At 43.2% G+C, this 18,738-nt stretch carries 6 protein-coding genes and 1 pseudogene; 4 read left to right on the top strand and 3 right to left on the bottom strand.

Annotated features, from left to right (window positions below; all coding sequences use genetic code 11):
* Positions 1 to 423: 423 nt before the first annotated feature.
* On the bottom strand, positions 424 to 9,300 hold the full coding sequence (locus ACED59_RS03980) for a tandem large repeat (RefSeq protein ID WP_371704914.1): 8,877 nt from the start codon (positions 9,298 to 9,300) through the stop codon (positions 424 to 426).
* A gap of 258 nt (positions 9,301 to 9,558) precedes the next feature.
* Between ACED59_RS03980 and ACED59_RS03975 the strand changes: the two genes are divergently transcribed.
* Complete coding sequence (locus ACED59_RS03975) at positions 9,559 to 10,518, top strand: peptidoglycan DD-metalloendopeptidase family protein (RefSeq protein ID WP_017098433.1); 960 nt, start codon at positions 9,559 to 9,561, stop codon at positions 10,516 to 10,518.
* Positions 10,519 to 10,694: 176 nt separating this feature from the next.
* Here ACED59_RS03975 and ACED59_RS03970 read toward each other — a convergent pair.
* Positions 10,695 to 10,823: pseudogene (locus tag ACED59_RS03970) on the bottom strand (IS3 family transposase); the annotation flags it as partial.
* 116 nt (positions 10,824 to 10,939) lie between these two features.
* Complete coding sequence (locus ACED59_RS03965; protein ID WP_371704913.1) at positions 10,940 to 13,537, bottom strand: molybdopterin oxidoreductase family protein; 2,598 nt, start codon at positions 13,535 to 13,537, stop codon at positions 10,940 to 10,942.
* A 472-nt stretch (positions 13,538 to 14,009) separates the two neighbouring features.
* On the opposite strand from ACED59_RS03965, the gene nirB reads away from it, so the two are divergent.
* The 3 genes from nirB to ACED59_RS03950 all read left to right on the top strand — a co-directional run bounded on the left by nirB (position 14,010) and on the right by ACED59_RS03950 (position 18,688).
* The gene (gene nirB / locus ACED59_RS03960) at positions 14,010 to 16,592 is read left to right on the top strand and encodes a nitrite reductase large subunit NirB (protein WP_017096319.1); all 2,583 of its coding nucleotides are present in this window, start codon (positions 14,010 to 14,012) and stop codon (positions 16,590 to 16,592) included.
* Between the two features lie 139 nt (positions 16,593 to 16,731).
* On the top strand, positions 16,732 to 17,076 hold the full coding sequence (gene nirD, locus ACED59_RS03955; RefSeq protein ID WP_017096320.1) for a nitrite reductase small subunit NirD: 345 nt from the start codon (positions 16,732 to 16,734) through the stop codon (positions 17,074 to 17,076).
* A 142-nt stretch (positions 17,077 to 17,218) separates the two neighbouring features.
* Entirely contained in the window at positions 17,219 to 18,688 is a 1,470-nt protein-coding gene (locus ACED59_RS03950) for a NarK family nitrate/nitrite MFS transporter (protein WP_017096321.1), read from the top strand.
* Positions 18,689 to 18,738: the final 50 nt, after the last annotated feature.

The following is an 18,738-nucleotide window of genomic DNA, read 5'->3' as shown; positions in this document are numbered from 1 at the left end:
AACTAGCTAAAAATAGGGGTTAAAATAATTACCCAAAGCAGAACACCACACTAATTACAAAGTGTGATGTGGCTACTATATAGAGTCCCCATCTATTATCAAGATGGTACTTTTATGGGGCTCACATCAAAAAACACTATGCAAAATATCGATAAAATCAGTATTTTGATCACATCACTAGTTATAATAATTATCTTAGTTAAATTTCACCTAAATAATGAATTAATTTGAAAGAAAATATTTCAATAAAAATGGACATTAATTGAAAATAACATTCACACTGAACATTATATCGATATTTGTGGAGAAATTAGAGGCAATAGGGATACAGTACGCTTAAATATCTATAGCCTGAGATATGTGTATAAAAAAGGTCTGCTCAACGGGCAGACCTTTTTCTTATTTCTTGCATAACGATTGGCGCTATGCTGCGAATTTTTTATTACTATCTAACTCAAAAGTTTGATGAAATAGGTTTGGTTTAATAACCGCCGTGGATCTCACGTCACTATTCAGAGTAAAAACCGATTCAATCACAGCCTCTTCAGCTCTTATTGCTTGAACCGTTGGGTTAAACGTCGCGCTCGTTAACGTCGGCATGGCTTGCGCGAGCGTAAAGCTTGCGCTTTCGGTGACTTGCACGCCTGAAGCATTAGTGCCCGTCACAATGACGGTGTAGCTGCCGTTCGGTTGATCGCTGATGTCAACGGGACTGCTGCTCCAAGCCCCACCGTTGGCGACTGTCGCAGAGCCACTTTTCAACACCGCATCATTGCCCTGCGCTTTCACTTCTAGGCTAAGTCCTTGGCCATCAAAACGCGTCGATGTGCCTGAAAATACCAAGCTAGTGGCGTTACTGCCGTCCACGCTGCCCACAGGGGTGATGTCCAAGGTTGGCGTAATAGGTAGAGAATGTGTGCTGTCTTGCGCCCCCACATTACCCGATAAGTCTTGGTAATCTTTCACCACCAAATCAACATTCAAATCAGACGACGCAGGGACCGACACGCTCCCTGTCCACACGCTAGCATCCGCACTCTTCGTCAGCGAGATGAGCGTGCCTCCTAATTCTGCACTGGCCGCTTGCAACGCTTTATCGAACTTAAGGCTGACCGATACGCTTTGACCTATCGCTTGATGCGTTGGGTTAAACGTCGCGCTCATTAACGTCGGCATGGCTTGCGCCAGCGTAAAGCTTGCGCTTTCGGTGACTTGCACGCCTGAAGCGTTGGTGCCCGTCACAATGACGGTGTAAGTGCCGTTCGGTTGATCGCTGATGTCAACGGTACTGCTACTCCAAGCCCCACCGTTGGCGACTGTCGCAGAGCCACTTTTCAACACCACATCATTGCCCTGCGCTTTCACTTCCAGGCTAAGCCCTTGGCCATCAAAACGCGTCGATGTACCTGAAAACACCAAGTTCGTGGCGTTACTGCCGTCCACGTTGCTCACTGGCGTGATAACCAACGTGGGCGTGATAGGCAGTGAATGTGTACGGTCTTGCGTGCCCACATTACCCACGAGATCTTTGTACTGGTCTACAATCAGAGCCACAGTTAATTCATTGGTATCAGGCACCTGAACGTTACCCTGCCAAACTTTATTATCAGCCGTGGCAGTTAGTGAGTTGATTTGATTACCACCAAGCATGGCCGTTACTTCTTGTAATTTTTTATCAAACTCAAGGGTTACTTTTACATCTTTGCCTGTTTCCTGGTGCATTGGCGCAAATTTCACGCTAGACAGGGTTGGTAACACACCCTCAACCCCCAAAACCAAACTATCCCCTGTGCCGGGGATAGTATTTACGCTTTGATAGCTATCATCATCTACCCGTATCGTGATGGTTTTGTTCTGTTTTATTGGAGTTATGTAGTCAACAGTCCAAGTTATATTGTCTGTCGTTCTCCAAGAAGCCTGCTTCAAAATCCCGGTATCGTTGCCATCACTGGCGTTCACTTTCAAATCCAAAAATTCAAAGTTGTTGACCTCCTCGGTAAAGGTAAACAATAGCGGAATTTCAACGCCACCAGCTAATGGCATTGACGCGGTTGTCGATATCGCGAGTGCTGGAATGCTTGCGGCTTCTACTTTCTGAGCTATTAATTTATCAACTTTATGACCAACTAAATCTACTGCTGTTACTTTTAGCGAGTAGTTGCCCGGTGATAACAGGTAACGTATCAAGTATGGGTCACCGTCATTGGCGGGTTTTACTATCGACTGAGGATTAACAAGGATACCCGTCCCATTATCTGCAGTCGAAGCCACACTACTTATGTTCTTATCTGAAAGGTATGCTCTAACATTCACATAATATTGACCGTTCACAGGAGTCATCGAATCCTGACTACCAGTTATACTTGTGATAACTGGCGCTTGGTAATCAACAATCGATTCAACCCCTTGAGCATTGTAACTTCGATTGAACATGTCAAAATCAGTGATGGTCCGCCCTATAAAGTCAGTCACCGTTACTTTGTACTTATACGGTAATTGGTCATCAACGCCAAAAGTCATAGTGTCTGAGCCTTTAGCAGACACGATTTTTCCAGTAAAGCTAATCGTGCTACCTGAATTAGGAATCAAATCGATAGAATAGTGCGAAGCCTTTACGTTCGCCCCCTCATTAGACGTAATGTTGAATACCTGGCTGTTGTTGGTAAAAACAAGCTTGCCTCCTTGCAAGCTTGATATTCCATCAAAAGCCACTCCAATGGTTGGGGTACTTATATCTATATCGATTGTCTTGTTTTGAGCCCAACCAACATTATCCGTTGCTTCGACATTGACTCGAATTGAGCTTACTCCTTGTAAGTCAGTTTTTGGAAGCTCAAAATAGAGGTGTGAGCTGTCGCCAACGTCATCTTTATCGAAAACATGCTTAGGATTAATCACTGTATACTTAACGCTTGCCAAACCACTGCCATCATCCCAAGCAGAAAATTGAAATCTAATCAGGTTCGCATTATCCTGAGATTGGCTAAGAGTTACAGAGCCGTCAATATTTGGCTTACTATTATCTACCATTACCCTGACTTCATCACTTTTTGACTCACCCCATACATCAATGACTTGAATTCGTGGCTTGATGCTCTGCCCATCAAGCTTATCATCTAATGGAGCGATAAATGTGGAGCAAAAATAACCATTGGCACACGTTGTAAAAGGATAAAATTTTTCCGGGTGATCATTTAAATTGTACGCCGCACCATCCAGGTTAGCTACGACATTTTCAAGATCAGAATTTTTCCTAACCTTGACCTTAAAGTTCATTTCAAGCGTCTCACCTCGAATAATAGAATCTGCAGTAGGACTGCTAATTATGATATCCAAATCACCTTGAGCTGGAAGCAATAATTCTAAAGCATGGTCCGAACCTAAATTTCCAGCAGAGTCAGATAAATTCTTAATAGTGTATAAATGTCGTAACGCCCCCGGAGGAAGAATGTCAGCATACAGCTCTGTATACGTGCACGTCGTTACGTCTGACACTGTACTACAGCTCTTTGGTTCAAAAGGTATATTTAAACGATTTCTCACCAATATAGGCTTTTTACCATCACTGATATTTACACCTGAAAGGTTGTCTTTAAAGCTCAAAGTCAAACTCAGCATTTTCTGACCTTTAGCGTTTAGGCCAACATCATTACCTGTAAATTGATATGTGTTTTGTTCAACCAAAGGCGCTTCGATATCCATCATATTAAAGCTGAATTTACTTACGGTTTCAGTGCCATTTGTTCCGACTGTTTTTGCTATCAAAACAACAGGAGAAACCGACATATTCACATTCGTTTTGACACCACATTTATAGCTCTCTTGTGGGTTAGTAATAACTCCTGAATAAGCATTGTTTGAGCCATCATTAGGCACCCCGTCAGAGGTGTAATTTTCTCTAACCCAACATTCTAGTTTTTTTGCTTTCACATCCCCTACAGGGCCAAATTCAACATTTAAGGTATCCCCCGCAATATGACTTTGAAAATCATTTGGCTTGGCGATTGAAAGCACTACACCCTGACGTTGCACATTGATACTTTCTGACCTTTCAGTGACGGGCCTTTCTTGGCCTGAATTATAACGAACGTTGTTATAAACTTTGAATCTCAGCTCATAACTCCCGTCATTTGATAACTCAGCGGATGTTAATCTAGCTTGCCAGAGTCCGCCTTTCTGAGAAAATGAAATTTTGTTGGATTGCTCACCATATTGGTAAGTACCCTCCACCAACGGTATCCCGCTTTGATCTTCAGCATCAATAGTGATAATGACTGGATCATTACGAGTAATTTGGTTTCCTCCACTAGAGGAAATTGGTGTCCCATCTTCATATTTAAAGGTTACCGAATGAATCGTTGGTTCAGAATTTTGAACTTTAACCGCATAATCGACGCTTGTCGTATTCCCCCTAACATCCGAGCCAGCTAATCTCATTGTGCGAACGGCGCTATCGCCATCATTTTGGCCACCTAAAGGAACCTTCATATCTTCACCGACCGAGGTACTTGCATCAGAGGCGTTCTCTTTAAAGGTCCAATACTCTAATGTTGCTTGATTAACACCGTCAGTTGAAGCTGTTCCTCTACCATTTAAATCTTGTGCAGATAGATTGAATATATAGCCCCCCACATAATAGCTGTCAGGATCAAATGCATTAAGTTTTAGCGATGGCCCTTCACGATCCAACAAAATAGCTTTCATTTCCGTTTCAGATTCGAACCCATATTCGTCTACAGCTTTAAGATACAAATTCGCCTTGTTATCGTCGCCAATAACAATGTTCCTACTTAGATTTTCTGCAATTTCAATGTCAAACGGTTGCGTTGGATTTTTAGGGACAATTGAACGTATAGCGGCACCTTGACCTTGCTGCCAGAGCTCAACCTTAGATACGTCGGAATCATCAGATATAGAGTTGAGCTTCACAGTAAAGTGGGAACCAACAACATAACTTTCACCAGAGTTGTTATCTGCCACCCATGGTTCAGCTAATTCGATTACAGGCCCCTTGTTGTCAACTTGAAACTCGAATTCACCGCTATTTGTGCCCGATGGATAAGAGCTGTCTGTTGCGGTTACGTAGAATACGTTTTTCTCATTATATTTGAATGCATCTGCCACCATTCTAACTTCTACGTTAGGTTGTATACCTAGTAAATATGGTTCTGCACTTGCCGCTGGTTCTGTTTCGTAGTGTTTTAAAGTGAAGCGTCTTCCAGACTCTCGCTTCATGTCCACTTCAACCAAACTACCAGGGCTTAAGCTCCATGTTATATCTGGAACCCAACTTGAATTTCCGCCTAAATAATTAGTAATTTTAGCCCCATTAACAACCGGACCTTTTGAATCTAGCAAAACGTTAAATTTAGGTGCATTGGGTGTCTGCCGATTAACTTTATTCGACAAATTGTCTTCAGCGTTAACATATACCGCCCAGTTTCCATCTTCGGGACTAATAATTTTGCCTTCAGTACTACACTTATTCCCAGAGCACAGCTTTACCTTAAAATCATTCTCTGTATTACTTGAAAAGTGTGAATTAGCCTCATAATCATGCGTCACACCCGTTACCGAGTTATAGAACGTAAGGCCACGCATATTCAGCTTATCACCAACAATATCGTCAATTTTGAAAGTTAGTTCTTGGACATAATTGGTGTTTAAATAAACACTCTCGTCGATTGGTTGGCCGTTCCCATCGCTAGGAGAAATATACGTTGCAAAGGGAAACTCGTTATCAATGTACAATCTTACTGTGTGAGGAGCGTGCCCATTGTAGCCATAGCTATTTTGATGTTCATCCATAGCACTCGTTATAAGTGCAAATTCAACCATACCTTTAAGATCTGAAGACTCCGTATTAAGGGTAAATAAATACTCTTTTTTATAGTTATCACCACTACCTGACTCTTGAATATTCACATCAATTGGGATTCCCGCATTGGGCTTGTTTTTTTCATACCACATAGTAGAAAAAGAGGGCTGGCTCCCCGCTTTTACAACAATGCCAGACGGATCTTCCAAGACAACTCGAGAATCAACGACACCGGCCACGTAGTGCTTGTTTCCGATCCATGTTTCTCGACCATTTTCGATATTCAGGGATGGCTTAGGCGGTGATTTATCAATACTTTCACCCTCGCCCTCAATAACTGATTTGTTATTTAAATCAGGGTTAGCCATTGATATATGATCGGCGTACCTTTGAGCGAAGTTAGCTTCAACACCATATTTAACAGTCATAATGTCATAATATGACTGTGCCAAATCATGCCGATAAGAATCTGAACTAAATTCATAAGAGTCTAGAACTAGTTTTTTGCCACCACTACCAATACCATTTGCTAGACCATCATATTGCAAATCATCGTAAATGGCGGAAGCAAAATCAACAGAGCTACTCAAGAGCATATTATGCTTTTGAGTCAGATCGTAAATAGCTTCCACTAAAAATCTGTGAATATAATTATTGGACAGTTTTTCTGGAATTGAGCTTTTCAGCATCTCATTCGTTGCATATGATACGAGAGTCGGATCAAACCCAAAAAAAGAGTTACTACCATTAGCTAGAGCGTTTTGGACATCGCCTAAAATTTGAGAAGCAACCTCAGGCGTTTTATTTCCAGCCTCAACTTGATTCCATTGAGAGTCAAACAACCCGGTTTGGTATGCCGATAGTTCAGTAATATAAAGTGTCTTGGAGCCATTAAGTTTAAAGTAAGCACCTAAGTTTGTGCTATTTAAGTCAACTTTCTCTGACTGTGAGTCTGGATTTTTCTGCCATTTATAGTAATAGGGCTGTGTATTACCATCAACACCGATTAAACGAACCCGCATAAAATCGTAGTTCACGACATCAGTTGTTGTATCACATCCTGCAACATCAAGAGCTTTGGTTACTCCATTGCTTTCTATGTGTTGAATCGTGGTGCATCTACCTAACGAGGTAAATTCACCCTTGGGATTTAATCCCTCTAACAAAACATTAGCGCCAATAAAAGGAGTAACGATCGTCATCGTTGGTAAATCAAAACTGCTTCGAAAATACACATCTTGTTCGGCACTTTCATTTTCAGATTCATCAATAGTTTGAATAACTAACTTTTGGCTGGCATTTTCCGACGTTGAATCAAAATTATCGCCCAATATTTCTTTGACGAAGGGAACATAGTAGACCACTTCATTTACATGACCGTCTTCATCCGAAATACTCTCATGTGGAATGTTAGCGCTAGAAGCTACGGTATCTGTCACCTTTTGAAGCACGTAATTATTGTCATTATTTTGGCTAACGTAATATTTTACAACTAACTTAAGTTTTTCGGCACTAGCACCTAACCCTATATCTCCATTACCGTCAGATACCCTTACGCGAATATATGGAATTTTATTTTCTTTTAAAATATTTACATTGAAGTTGCTAAAATCAACACTGGGAATTGAATTTAGAATCCCTTTACTAGCGTAAAGGTAATCGATCTTCAGATAATCACGACTCGAGTTAACCGACTCGGACGTATAAGTATCTTGCGTATAGATATCTTCTTTTGTTATTCGCTCACCATCGACACCAACATTCACGTAATTCATTGGGGCATTCTCAGGATAACTAATCACTTGTGCCGGTACTTGGTCATCACGAGCAACTTCGTGAAGTTTCTTACCAATATTACCTTTGCTATCACTCGCTTTAATTTCAAATGTTGTTCGTGTTACGAATTCACTTGTTGAATATTCTTTACTAAATTCACAGGTATATCCTCCACAAGCAACGACTTCATCCAAGCCACCTTTAAATGAAACAGTAACCGATTCAACCTGTTGCGAGCCTTCCTTTACAATGCCTTTAAGTACATATTCTTTGGTATTATTATTTATTGAACTGCTTGAAGTGACTTCTATTACCGGCGCATAATTGTCCCATTTGAAGTCGACGTAATGACCAGAATTACGCGTTTTAACTAGCTCATTACCCAATACATCAGTGGTATAAAAAACCAAACGTGCGGCGGTGACATTTGAAATATCAGTTTTAGGATCGATTTCCACATTGTCGATGGCTTTGGTATCTACCCTTACTTTTACGCTTGTTTCACGAAGACCCCCTTGAAAATCGTTGAACTCTATAAAACAAAAGTCACTACCCGAAGTTGTCTTATCATCACATTTATTTCCATAAGACCACTCTCCATTTAATTGGTATTCTAGATACGCGGAGACACCTTGAACGCCAATTTCATCGTTTATCTTTATATCCAGTCTATCAACCCCAGCCAACACACCGCTGTCTGTTCGTGACACTGTAGGAGCTTGGGTATCAATTGCAGTTTCATCACGAGGAGGTAAAACACCCTCGGTTCCTGTGCTAGTACCAAGCTCGTTAACTTTATTACTAAACTCAACATACTCGCCTGCATCCGTGCCTGAAACATTTAAGTTGAGATCATTGACGACAATCAGAACATGCTGAGCTAAATCGTTAGTGTAAATATCACTAGAAACTTTTTGCTGACCAAAGGTTAAAGGGGTTACGCCTCCTGACACTGCACTTATTTCCTGCCCATCTAGAAGACCATCAGCAATCACATCTCGATACTGAATATCCGCTAAATGAATCGAAGTGTAAATATCACTTTGAGTTTCACCGTATTTTTGGATTAGGTCGTTCGCAAATGAAGAATAAGCTGTTAACAAGGCGCCATATTTATGTCCTGATGTAGCAAAGCTACTTTGACCGCCTTTAGTTATGTCAATTGGTTTGGTTTCGTTAACATTGAAACCATACATATCATTTATGCTATTAATTGATTCAGATATAGCATCAGAATCAGATGAGCCCTTGCCAATCTTATATTTAGTTAAGCCCGATACGATGTTCGTCAAAGGGGTTATCATTAAGCTCTGGTCACCACCTTCCTTGTAGTTAACCATGGCCTCTAAACGGAGTGTTTTTCCGTTACTAGAAGACACCGTATTTTTTGTTAGAGGGTCAGTATAACTGCCTTCTTTCGCTACGATGAAAAGTGGCATCGATGAAGATTCAAATTCAACCTTATAGTCACCAAAGGCATCGGAAGTTGTACTTGCCAGCTTCCTACCCAAGTTTCCATCCTTGTATTCGAACACCTCTATCTTTGCACCACTTACAGGGGCATCATAAACGTTACCCGAGATGCTTCCTGTATTCCTTGCTGGCGGGATATTATCACCACCACCTTCCCCACCACCACATGCGCTTAAGAAAAGCGATGTAACAATAAGACCTAATGTTGATTTGTGCGTATATTTAGTGAACATAGTATTCTGGCAGAGTATATTTTGTCGCGATTATATTATCGTCTGTAATTTTCTCAACATGACAGAATAACTACTTATAAAGTACAATTTGGCTAAATAAAAAGGTGAAAGGTTTGTTTTTCTATCGTTGAAAAAAACACCCTACACCTTTAACCAGTCGTTACGAAGGAATTAACTAAAACAACATGATAAAAAAATGAATAAATATTATGATCTAATCCCAACTTTGACCCATTAACTGAATTTGATTGATAGATTATGTACTTTAAAAGAGAGCACCATTTAAGTCTAAATGCCTTAAAATCCGGCTATCTGATGATTTTTATCATCATCCCTCTCGCGATATTTATAGTTGTAAGCCATTCAAATATTAATAAAAAACAAATTCCTAACGTAACTAGTTCCGAAAACCGTCCGACCATAACACCTGCTCCTACATCTGAAATGGTTTCAGGTGTAGTTAAATATACTTTTATCAGTTCTGTACTGTCTTCTGGTTTGACGAATAACGAATTAAAATCACTATTGAGTTTATTAGGAGACAATTTTGACATTATCAAATCAGTTAATAACGGTGATAAATTCTCAATAAAAACCCGAAACAACGGAACCAACCACGAATATGTCAGTGCTTTTTACTATTCAGGTAGTGATATAGAATTTTTCGCAATGAGAGGGGCTGATGATAATATCTACAATGAAAATGGCTATAAATTAAACAATGACTATGTATTTCCTCTTCCTCTGCATTTTCGAGTGAGTTCACCGTTCGATTTAAACAGAAAACACCCAATAACCAACCGTATTTCACCACATTTCGGAACAGATTACGCGACCCCTATTGGTACAAAAATTCGTTCACTGTCAGATGGCGTTGTTTTGAAGTCTCGCTATAACCGTTTTGCCGGAAATTACCTAACCATAAAGCATACTGATGGAAACTACGCACGCTACCTGCACCTCTCAGAAAGACATGTTTTGACTGGAGATTTTATAACAAAAGGTCAGATAATCGGTTTGACTGGTAATTCAGGTAGAACAACTGGACCTCACTTACACTTAGAGCTGTCGGTTGCAGGAGTCCCAGTAAACTTTGAACAATATATAAAATCAGAGAAAGGCCATAGCAACCAATTCATATACATGGCTCAAACAGAACATCAACAACTAAAAAGAAAACTTGTTCAATTTATCCAATCAAATCAACCCTCAACATAGGTTTCATCCTGTTATAGCACTTGGTTTCCTTGTTTAGTCGAATCGACCTGATACGATTTAACATTCTAAAAAGACAACCGATTGTTTAAGTTTGGCATTTTCAATTGCGAATTTTTTTCTCTGTCGCTGATTTTCGCATCTTTTTGACGGCATTACGTCATCCATAGGTTTTATGGTTCATATAACGATAACTGTCGTGTAGCAGCGACACCGACTTTATCTGCTAACTTAAGCGCTTCGTCTTTGAATTCAGGAGCATGTTTGATTCGTCTTTTCTTGTCGTAATTGCTGACCTCGTTAGTCATTGTGCTCACTTAACTAGTGCCCCAAACTGCTGGTGCGGACATTGTCTTCTCAAACAAAAACGCCGACGTAATTGTCGGCGCTTAGCTTAAGGTATTAATAGGTTAGAGGTAGTCAGCTACCTCGCCATGGTACTCAAAAACTCGGCTTCAAACTCTTCATCGGCTTTTCGGGTTAGGCACTCCACCAGCCAGTCGATGCTTTGATGGTCGAGCTTACTGTTCACCACAAAGGCTTGCTTTACGCCAGATTGACCCAGCTTGGCAGAACCATAGTTCTTGAATGATTTATTGCCGTGGTAATGGAGTGATTTAATCGCCTCTGCATTCGGTTCTGGTAAGGCATCGAGTGTGTTGGCAAGTTGAATCACCAACTCCATTGGGTTCTTAGATGATGAGATGCGATACAGAAAACCGCCCTCCACTCTTTGGCGTACCCAATAATCAAAGCCACTGCAATCCATCACCTTGTCGCTGACCAGTGCCGCTTCACTGCGATAACCACATGGCTCTACCACAACAGGTGTGTGTTTGAATTCTGGCTGACCAGAGGCTGCATCGGTATGCGGCAAGATCAAGTCACACGGCTTGCTGTCTTTGGCGGTCGGTGCGTTCCAGTGGATAGGCATGAAAACTTGTTCACGGCGCATCTCTTTGGTCACCACTAAGCGGGCTTGGCACTCCCCTTGTGCGCTGCGCACTTTCACCACTGGGTTAATAGTGGCGTGGTTGAAGGCATCTAGCCCAAATTCATCTAAGCCGAACTCTTCTAAACCAAGTGCTGCAACCGTATCTGGATGCATGGCGACAAAGGGTTCTGGTGTGTGTTCACCTAAACCTGCAGCCAAGCCCGTTCGGCTCATGGTGTGCCATTGGTCTCGGATTCGACCTGTGTTCATGATAAGGGGAAATTCAAGGCTGGTGTCGGCAATCGGTTTGTCGTGTTCAACTGCAATAAACTGCGCTTTGCCTGATTCAGTAAAGAACTCGCCAGTGGTGAACATACGCTGCTCTATGATCTCTGGTTGATACTCTAGCACTGGCCATTGTTGTGGTGTGAGTGCGCCATAACCCTTCTCATCCAGTTGCGTGAGTCCAATTAAACATAAGTCACGCGCTTTACCTGTTTCATTGCCGAGCGCTGTCATCTCGCAATACTCTTTGAAGATCTCACCTTCGTGGCGGAACTCGAATTGCTCTTTGAATCCCATTTTTTGTGCGACTTCTTTTAGAATCCACCAATCGGGTTTGGCTTCCCCTGGGCTTGGTAACACGCGGCGTTGGCGTGAGATTCGGCGTTCAGAGTTGGTCACGGTGCCCGACTTCTCGCTCCACCCTTGTGCTGGCAGCACCACATCGGCCAAGCGAGTGGTTTCAGTATCGGCAATACAGTCAGATACCACCACAAATGGGCACTTCTCTAATGCCGCTTTGATTTTCTCACTGTCAGGCAAACTCACGACTGGGTTGGTCGCCATGATCCACACGGCTTTGATTTTTCCTTCATTCATGGCATCAAACAGGTCAATTGCTTTTAAACCCGCATGTGTGGCTAAGCTGTCGGTTTGCCAGAATTCGCTGACGGTTTGGTGTGATTGCGGGTCACCAAATTCAAAGTGCGCGGCTAAGGTATTGGCTAAGCCGCCTACTTCACGCCCGCCCATCGCGTTTGGCTGGCCCGTTACAGAGAATGGCCCCATGCCCGGCTTGCCGATTTTCCCGGTCGCTAAATGACAGTTAATAATGGCATTCACCTTGTCACACCCTTGTGTCGATTGGTTTACGCCTTGGGAATAGATGGTGAGCACTTTCTCGTTCGAAGCAAATAACTTGTAGAACTGTTCGAGTTGCTGTTCAGTAAGCCCTGTTAGCTCAGGAACGCTTTTGTCGCACTTACTTGATTCGGTATAACGATAACGAGTCGCAGCTCGAATGGCTTCAGTAAAGCCTTGGGTGTGATTTTCTATGTAGTCTGAATCTAGCTTGTCGTTATCGTCGAGATAGCCCAATAAACCATTGAACAACGCCACGTCTGAGCCGGATTCCAATGCCAAGTGAATGTCTGCGATTTCACAGGTGTCGGTATAACGCGGGTCGATGACAATGACTTTCAATGCAGGGTTGGCTTGTTTCGCGGCTCTTAACCTTTGGAAAAGTACCGGGTGACACCATGCTAGGTTGGAGCCTGTAATCACAACCAGCTCGGCTTGCTCAAGATCTTCATAACAAACCGGTACTGTGTCTGCGCCAAATGCTCGCTTATGCCCGACCACGGTTGAAGCCATACACAGCCTAGAATTACTGTCGATGTTGCCGCTACCGATGAAGCCTTTCATCAGTTTATTGGCAACGTAATAGTCTTCGGTAAGCAGCTGACCAGACACATAGAACGCAACCGAATCGGCCCCAAATTCTTCGATGGTTTGATTGAATTTGTCTGCGACCAACTGAGTGGCACTGTTCCAGTCCAGCTCTTGTTTTTGCTCATTCTGAATATGAGCAGGCTGTGTTAGGCGTCCTAAAGGCGTGACGGTGTCGCCGAGCGCAATCCCTTTAGTGCATAGCTTTCCATAGTTTGATGGATGATCTTTATCACCACGCACTTCTAGTTTTCCTAACGATGTCGGTCTCGCTTCTATTCCACACCCTACACCACAATAAGCACAGGTTGATTTTATCCAGCCGCTGTTTGAATCGGTCATCCGTTTCTCGCTCAATTATCCATAATTGTAATAACTGAAACCAAGCAAATAGCACGCCACTTAACACCAGCCGACCAAATTGAAATATTACTATTTAAAAACAACAACTTAATGAAATTTAAAATATCAACGCTGAACAAAATCGAACTTAGCCAAGATAGAAACTTAATTTTTGCACCATCTTGCATAAAGTTGCACCACAAATGCTCATTTATATAAATCTAACAAAAATCTTACATACTACTTTAGGGGTAATTACGTGCCACCTGTAATTTTTAAATTACTGAAATATATAGATTAAATTTTATTTGAATGAACAACTCGCAATCTGGCACCCTCCTTGCTCCACTAAAAACCAAGACTTAGAAAAAACATTTTTGTTTTTCTTGATGATTATGAATTGAGTGGAATCTCAACCCGGTATTCATCTGCTAACGACTAGAAATTAGATGCTAGTGATGGTGACGCCGAGAATAAGGAATGGATTATGAGCAAGAAGAAAATCGTCGTTGTTGGTAACGGCATGGTTGGACACAAATTTATCGACAACATCCTGCAATCAGACAGTGATGAGTTTGATGTAATTACTTTTAGTGAAGAGCCAAGGCTGGCATACGACCGAGTTCAGTTGACGGCTTACTTCAAGCGCGGAAATGCTGATGATTTGGCATTAACCAGCGAAGAGTATTACCAAAGCAATGGCGTCAATTACCTTCTCAACGCGAGAGTCGCTCAACTGGACACTGAAAATAAGTGCGTTGTGACTGAGTCGGGACATACCGAGAGTTATGACACCTTGATTCTGGCGACCGGTTCATTCCCTTTTGTTCCTCCTATTCCCGGTAACGACCAAGAACACTGCCACGTTTATCGCACTATCGAAGATCTAGACGCCATTGAACTATCTAGCAAAGGCAGTAAATCTGGCGTGGTTATTGGTGGTGGTCTGCTTGGCTTAGAAGCGGCAAACGCAGTCAAAAACCTTGGTTTGGAAACACATGTCGTTGAATTTGCACCTCGCCTGATGGCCGTTCAATTAGATGACGGTGGCGGTGCCCTACTGCGCAGAAAAATTGAAGACCTTGGTGTGCAAGTTCATACCGAGAAAGCAACCTCTGAGATAGTCGCGGGTGAGAACGCTCGCTACAGAATGAACTTTGCAGACGGCACCCATCTTGAAACCGATATGATCGTGTTCTCTGCGGGTATTCGCCCTCAAGATGCCCTAGCTCGCAGCTCTGGCATTGCCATTGGTGAACGTGGTGGCATCGTGATTAATGATCACTGCCAAACCAACATCGACAACGTGTATGCGATTGGTGAATGTGCGCTTTGGGACAACAAGATCTTCGGCTTAGTGGCACCCGGTTATTCAATGGCGAAAGTCGCGGCTTCGCATATCGTCTCCGGTGGAACGAGCGATACTTCGTTTACTGGTGCCGACATGAGTACCAAGCTCAAACTGCTTGGTGTTGATGTAGCCAGTATTGGCGAAGTACACGGCAAGACGGAAGGCGCTCAATCGTATACCTATAACGATGAAATCGAACAGGTTTACAAACGCCTGATCATATCGGCTGATGGCAAGAAGATTGTCGGTGCTGTTTTAGTCGGTGACGCCGAAGCTTACGGTTCGCTACTGCAAATCAAGCAAAATGACATGCCTCTTCCTGAAAACCCATCAGTACTGATTCTACCTAATGTGGCAGATGATTCAGGTTCGGCAATGGGTGTTGAAGCTCTGCCCGATAGCGCTGTGATCTGCTCATGTTTTGATGTGACCAAAGGCGATATCAAAGATGCAGTTTCTGCTGGCTGCACCACTATGGCTGCATTAAAAGAGACCACCAACGCTTCGACAGGTTGTGGCGGTTGTTCTGCCCTTGCGAAACAGGTTCTCGATAGTGAGCTGAGTAACTTGGGTGTCGAGGTATCTAATGATATCTGTGAGCACTTTACTTATTCTCGCCAAGAGCTCACTGACATCATTCGCGTCAACAAAATTAAGACATTTGATGAATTGTTAGATTCTCACGGAAACGGATTGGGCTGTACCGTGTGTAAGCCAGCAGTCGGTTCAATTTTGGCTTCGTACTGGAACGATTACATCCTCGAAGATCAACACATCGAACTGCAAGACACCAACGACATTTACCTCGGCAACATGCAGAAAGACGGCACCTACTCTGTGGTTCCGCGTATTGCTGGCGGTGAAATCACACCCGATAGACTGATCGTGCTTGGTGAAGTCGCTAAAGAGTTCGACCTTTATACCAAGATCACCGGTGGTCAACGTGTCGACTTGTTTGGCGCGCAACTTAACGAACTGCCAATCATCTGGAAAAAACTAATCGATGCTGGTTTTGAAACTGGCCATGCCTACGGTAAATCGGTTCGTACCGTGAAATCGTGTGTCGGTAGCACTTGGTGTCGATACGGTGTCGACGACAGTGTTGGCTTAGCGATTCGACTAGAGAACCGCTACAAAGGCTTACGCTCACCACACAAGATCAAGTTTGCGGTTTCTGGCTGTACTCGTGAATGTGCAGAAGCCCAATCAAAAGACTTTGGCATTATCGCCACCGACAAAGGTTGGAACCTCTACATCTGTGGTAACGGCGGTATGCGCCCTCGCCATGGTGACCTTTTCGCTACCGACCTTGATGAAACCACCCTGCTGCAATACATCGACCGCATTCTGATGTTCTACACACGAACCGCAGATCGCCTACAACGCACATCAGTATGGATGGAGAACCTTGAAGGCGGCATTGAATACCTCAAGCAAGTCGTGATTGAAGACAAGCTCAACGTTGCTGAAGAACTTGAAGCTGACATCGCCCTCAACATCGAAAAATACCAGTGTGAATGGAAAACCACCATCGAAAACCCTGAAAAAATGAAGCGTTTCCAGCACTACATCAACAGCGAAGAAATGGACACTAGCCTGTCATTCATCAAAGAACGAGAGCAGCGTTTTCCTAAGCCGAGCTTGAGCTCTTCTTCAGATTCACAACGCGATGAAATGCTCACCAAGGCTGACCAAATCGAAGTAACGGAAGTTTCGTAAGCCGAATTGCTGGTGAGTGAATCACTAACAACTAAACCCAATATCGATAGTCGACAGTGGCGCAGCCCAAGAAAACTGCTGTCGGCTATCACCCTAATTGAATTGATTATTAGTTTTATGTTTTGACTAGGAGAAAGTCATGGAAAATTGGACAACCGTATGCAGCACCCGCGACCTAACCCCAAACGGGGGTATTTGTGCCAAAGTAGACGATAACCAAGTGGCTATTTTTTACTGCAAGCGCAGTGACACGCTTTATGGGCTCTCTAATTACGATCCTGTTGGCAAGGCGAATGTGATGTCACGTGGTATCATTGGTTCATTAAGCGGTGAGCCTTACGTCGCCTCACCCTTATACAAGCAGCATTACCACTTAGAAACTGGCACGTGCCTTGAACAACCTGAACTCAAGCTCGTGAAATTTGAAGTTCGCAAGCAAGGAGAGCAGGTTCAGGTTCTCGCACCGCTTGCTATTGCCAGTTAACTAAACGCCGACATCATCATGTAAACGCTTTATCAGCGTGAGCAATTTCGGCACAGGGTTTAGCCACATTAATGCGTTCGAATCTCGGAAGTAACGCACAAGCTAAAGCCGGGTAATCTTCCAGATTTAAAGGATTTAAACCATGGATAACACAAAATTTTCGCTGCTTTCATTTACGGGTAAGATGAAAACCTTACACCTAAGTTGGATGGCCTTTTTTATCACCTTTGTCGTGTGGTTCAACTTTGCCCCACTACTGCAAATGGTGAAAACCTCGCTTGGCCTTTCTACTGAAGAGATCAAAACACTCCTTATTCTCAACGTTGCATTGACCATTCCTGCGCGTGTCGCGATTGGTATGTTAACCGACCGATACGGCCCTAGGTTGGTCTACTCTTCGCTACTCGCGATCTGCTCAATCCCTTGTTTTATGTTTGCTATGGCAGACTCTTTCATTCAAGCGGCGATTGCTCGTTTCCTATTAGGCTTCATCGGTGCAGGCTTCGTTGTCGGTATTCGCCTTGTGTCTGAGTGGTTCCCACATAATGAACTGGGTACAGCTGAAGGTATTTACGGCGGCTGGGGTAACTTCGGTTCAGCAGCGGCAGCATTCACGCTTCCAACTCTGGCTTTAGCATTTGGTAGTGACGATGGTTGGCGTTATGCGGTCGGTATTACTGGCCTTATGAGCTTAGCGTTCTCGTTTATCTTCTACAAAAATGTAACGGATACACCAAAAGGATCGACTTACTTCAAGCCTGCTCAAGTAACGGCAATGGAAGTGACATCCAAGGGTGACTTTTTCTTCCTACTCATTATGAAGGTCCCGATGTACGCCGCTTTAGCGCTACTGACATGGAAGCTATCACCAAACAACATCAACATGTTGTCTGACATGGCGGTTAACTCGGTTTACGCAGGTTTAGCCGCACTTTACGTGTACGAAGTGTCGCAAGTTTGGAAGGTAAATAAGAACGTATTCAAAGAAGAAGTACCAGAAATTCACAGATACAAATTCAAGCAAGTTGCTGTGTTGAACGTGTTGTATTTCGCGACATTTGGTTCTGAACTGGCTGTTGTTTCTATGCTGCCACTGTTCTTCTCTGAAACCTTTGAATTAACGCCGGTTCTTGCGGGTATGGTTGCATCGGCTTATGCCTTTATGAACCTAATGTCTCGCCCAGGTGGTGGTTGGATTTCAGATAAATTCGGTCGTAAACCAACACTGCTTATTCTAACGATTGGTCTTGCTGTGGGTTACTTTGCAATGGGTCAAGTAGACAGCACATGGCCTGTATGGTTAGCAGTTGTCGCGGCGATGGCGTGTTCTTTCTTCGTGCAAGCGGGTGAAGGTGCGGTATTCGCAACGGTTCCTCTAATCAAGCGCCGTATGACAGGTCAAATTGCAGGTATGACGGGTGCTTACGGCAACGTGGGTGCGGTAGTTTACCTAACTGTGTTGTCATTCGTGAGCTACCAAACGTTCTTCTTAGTGATTGCAGGAACAGCGGTATTAGGCTTCGTTACTCTGATGTTCATGGAAGAGCCTAATGGCCAAATTGCTGAAGTAAACGACGATGGTAGCGTGACCTTGATCAACGTCTCGAGCTAACCACTCATTGAATAGGGAGAAGCACCAAGGTTGGTATTACCGCTTTGGTG

The sequence above is a fragment of the Vibrio sp. FF266 genome (assembly GCF_041439695.1).
Lineage (GTDB): Bacteria > Pseudomonadota > Gammaproteobacteria > Enterobacterales > Vibrionaceae > Vibrio > Vibrio tasmaniensis_A.
Note: the sequence above shows the minus strand (reverse complement) of the source record. Positions and strands in the feature narration are given on the sequence as shown.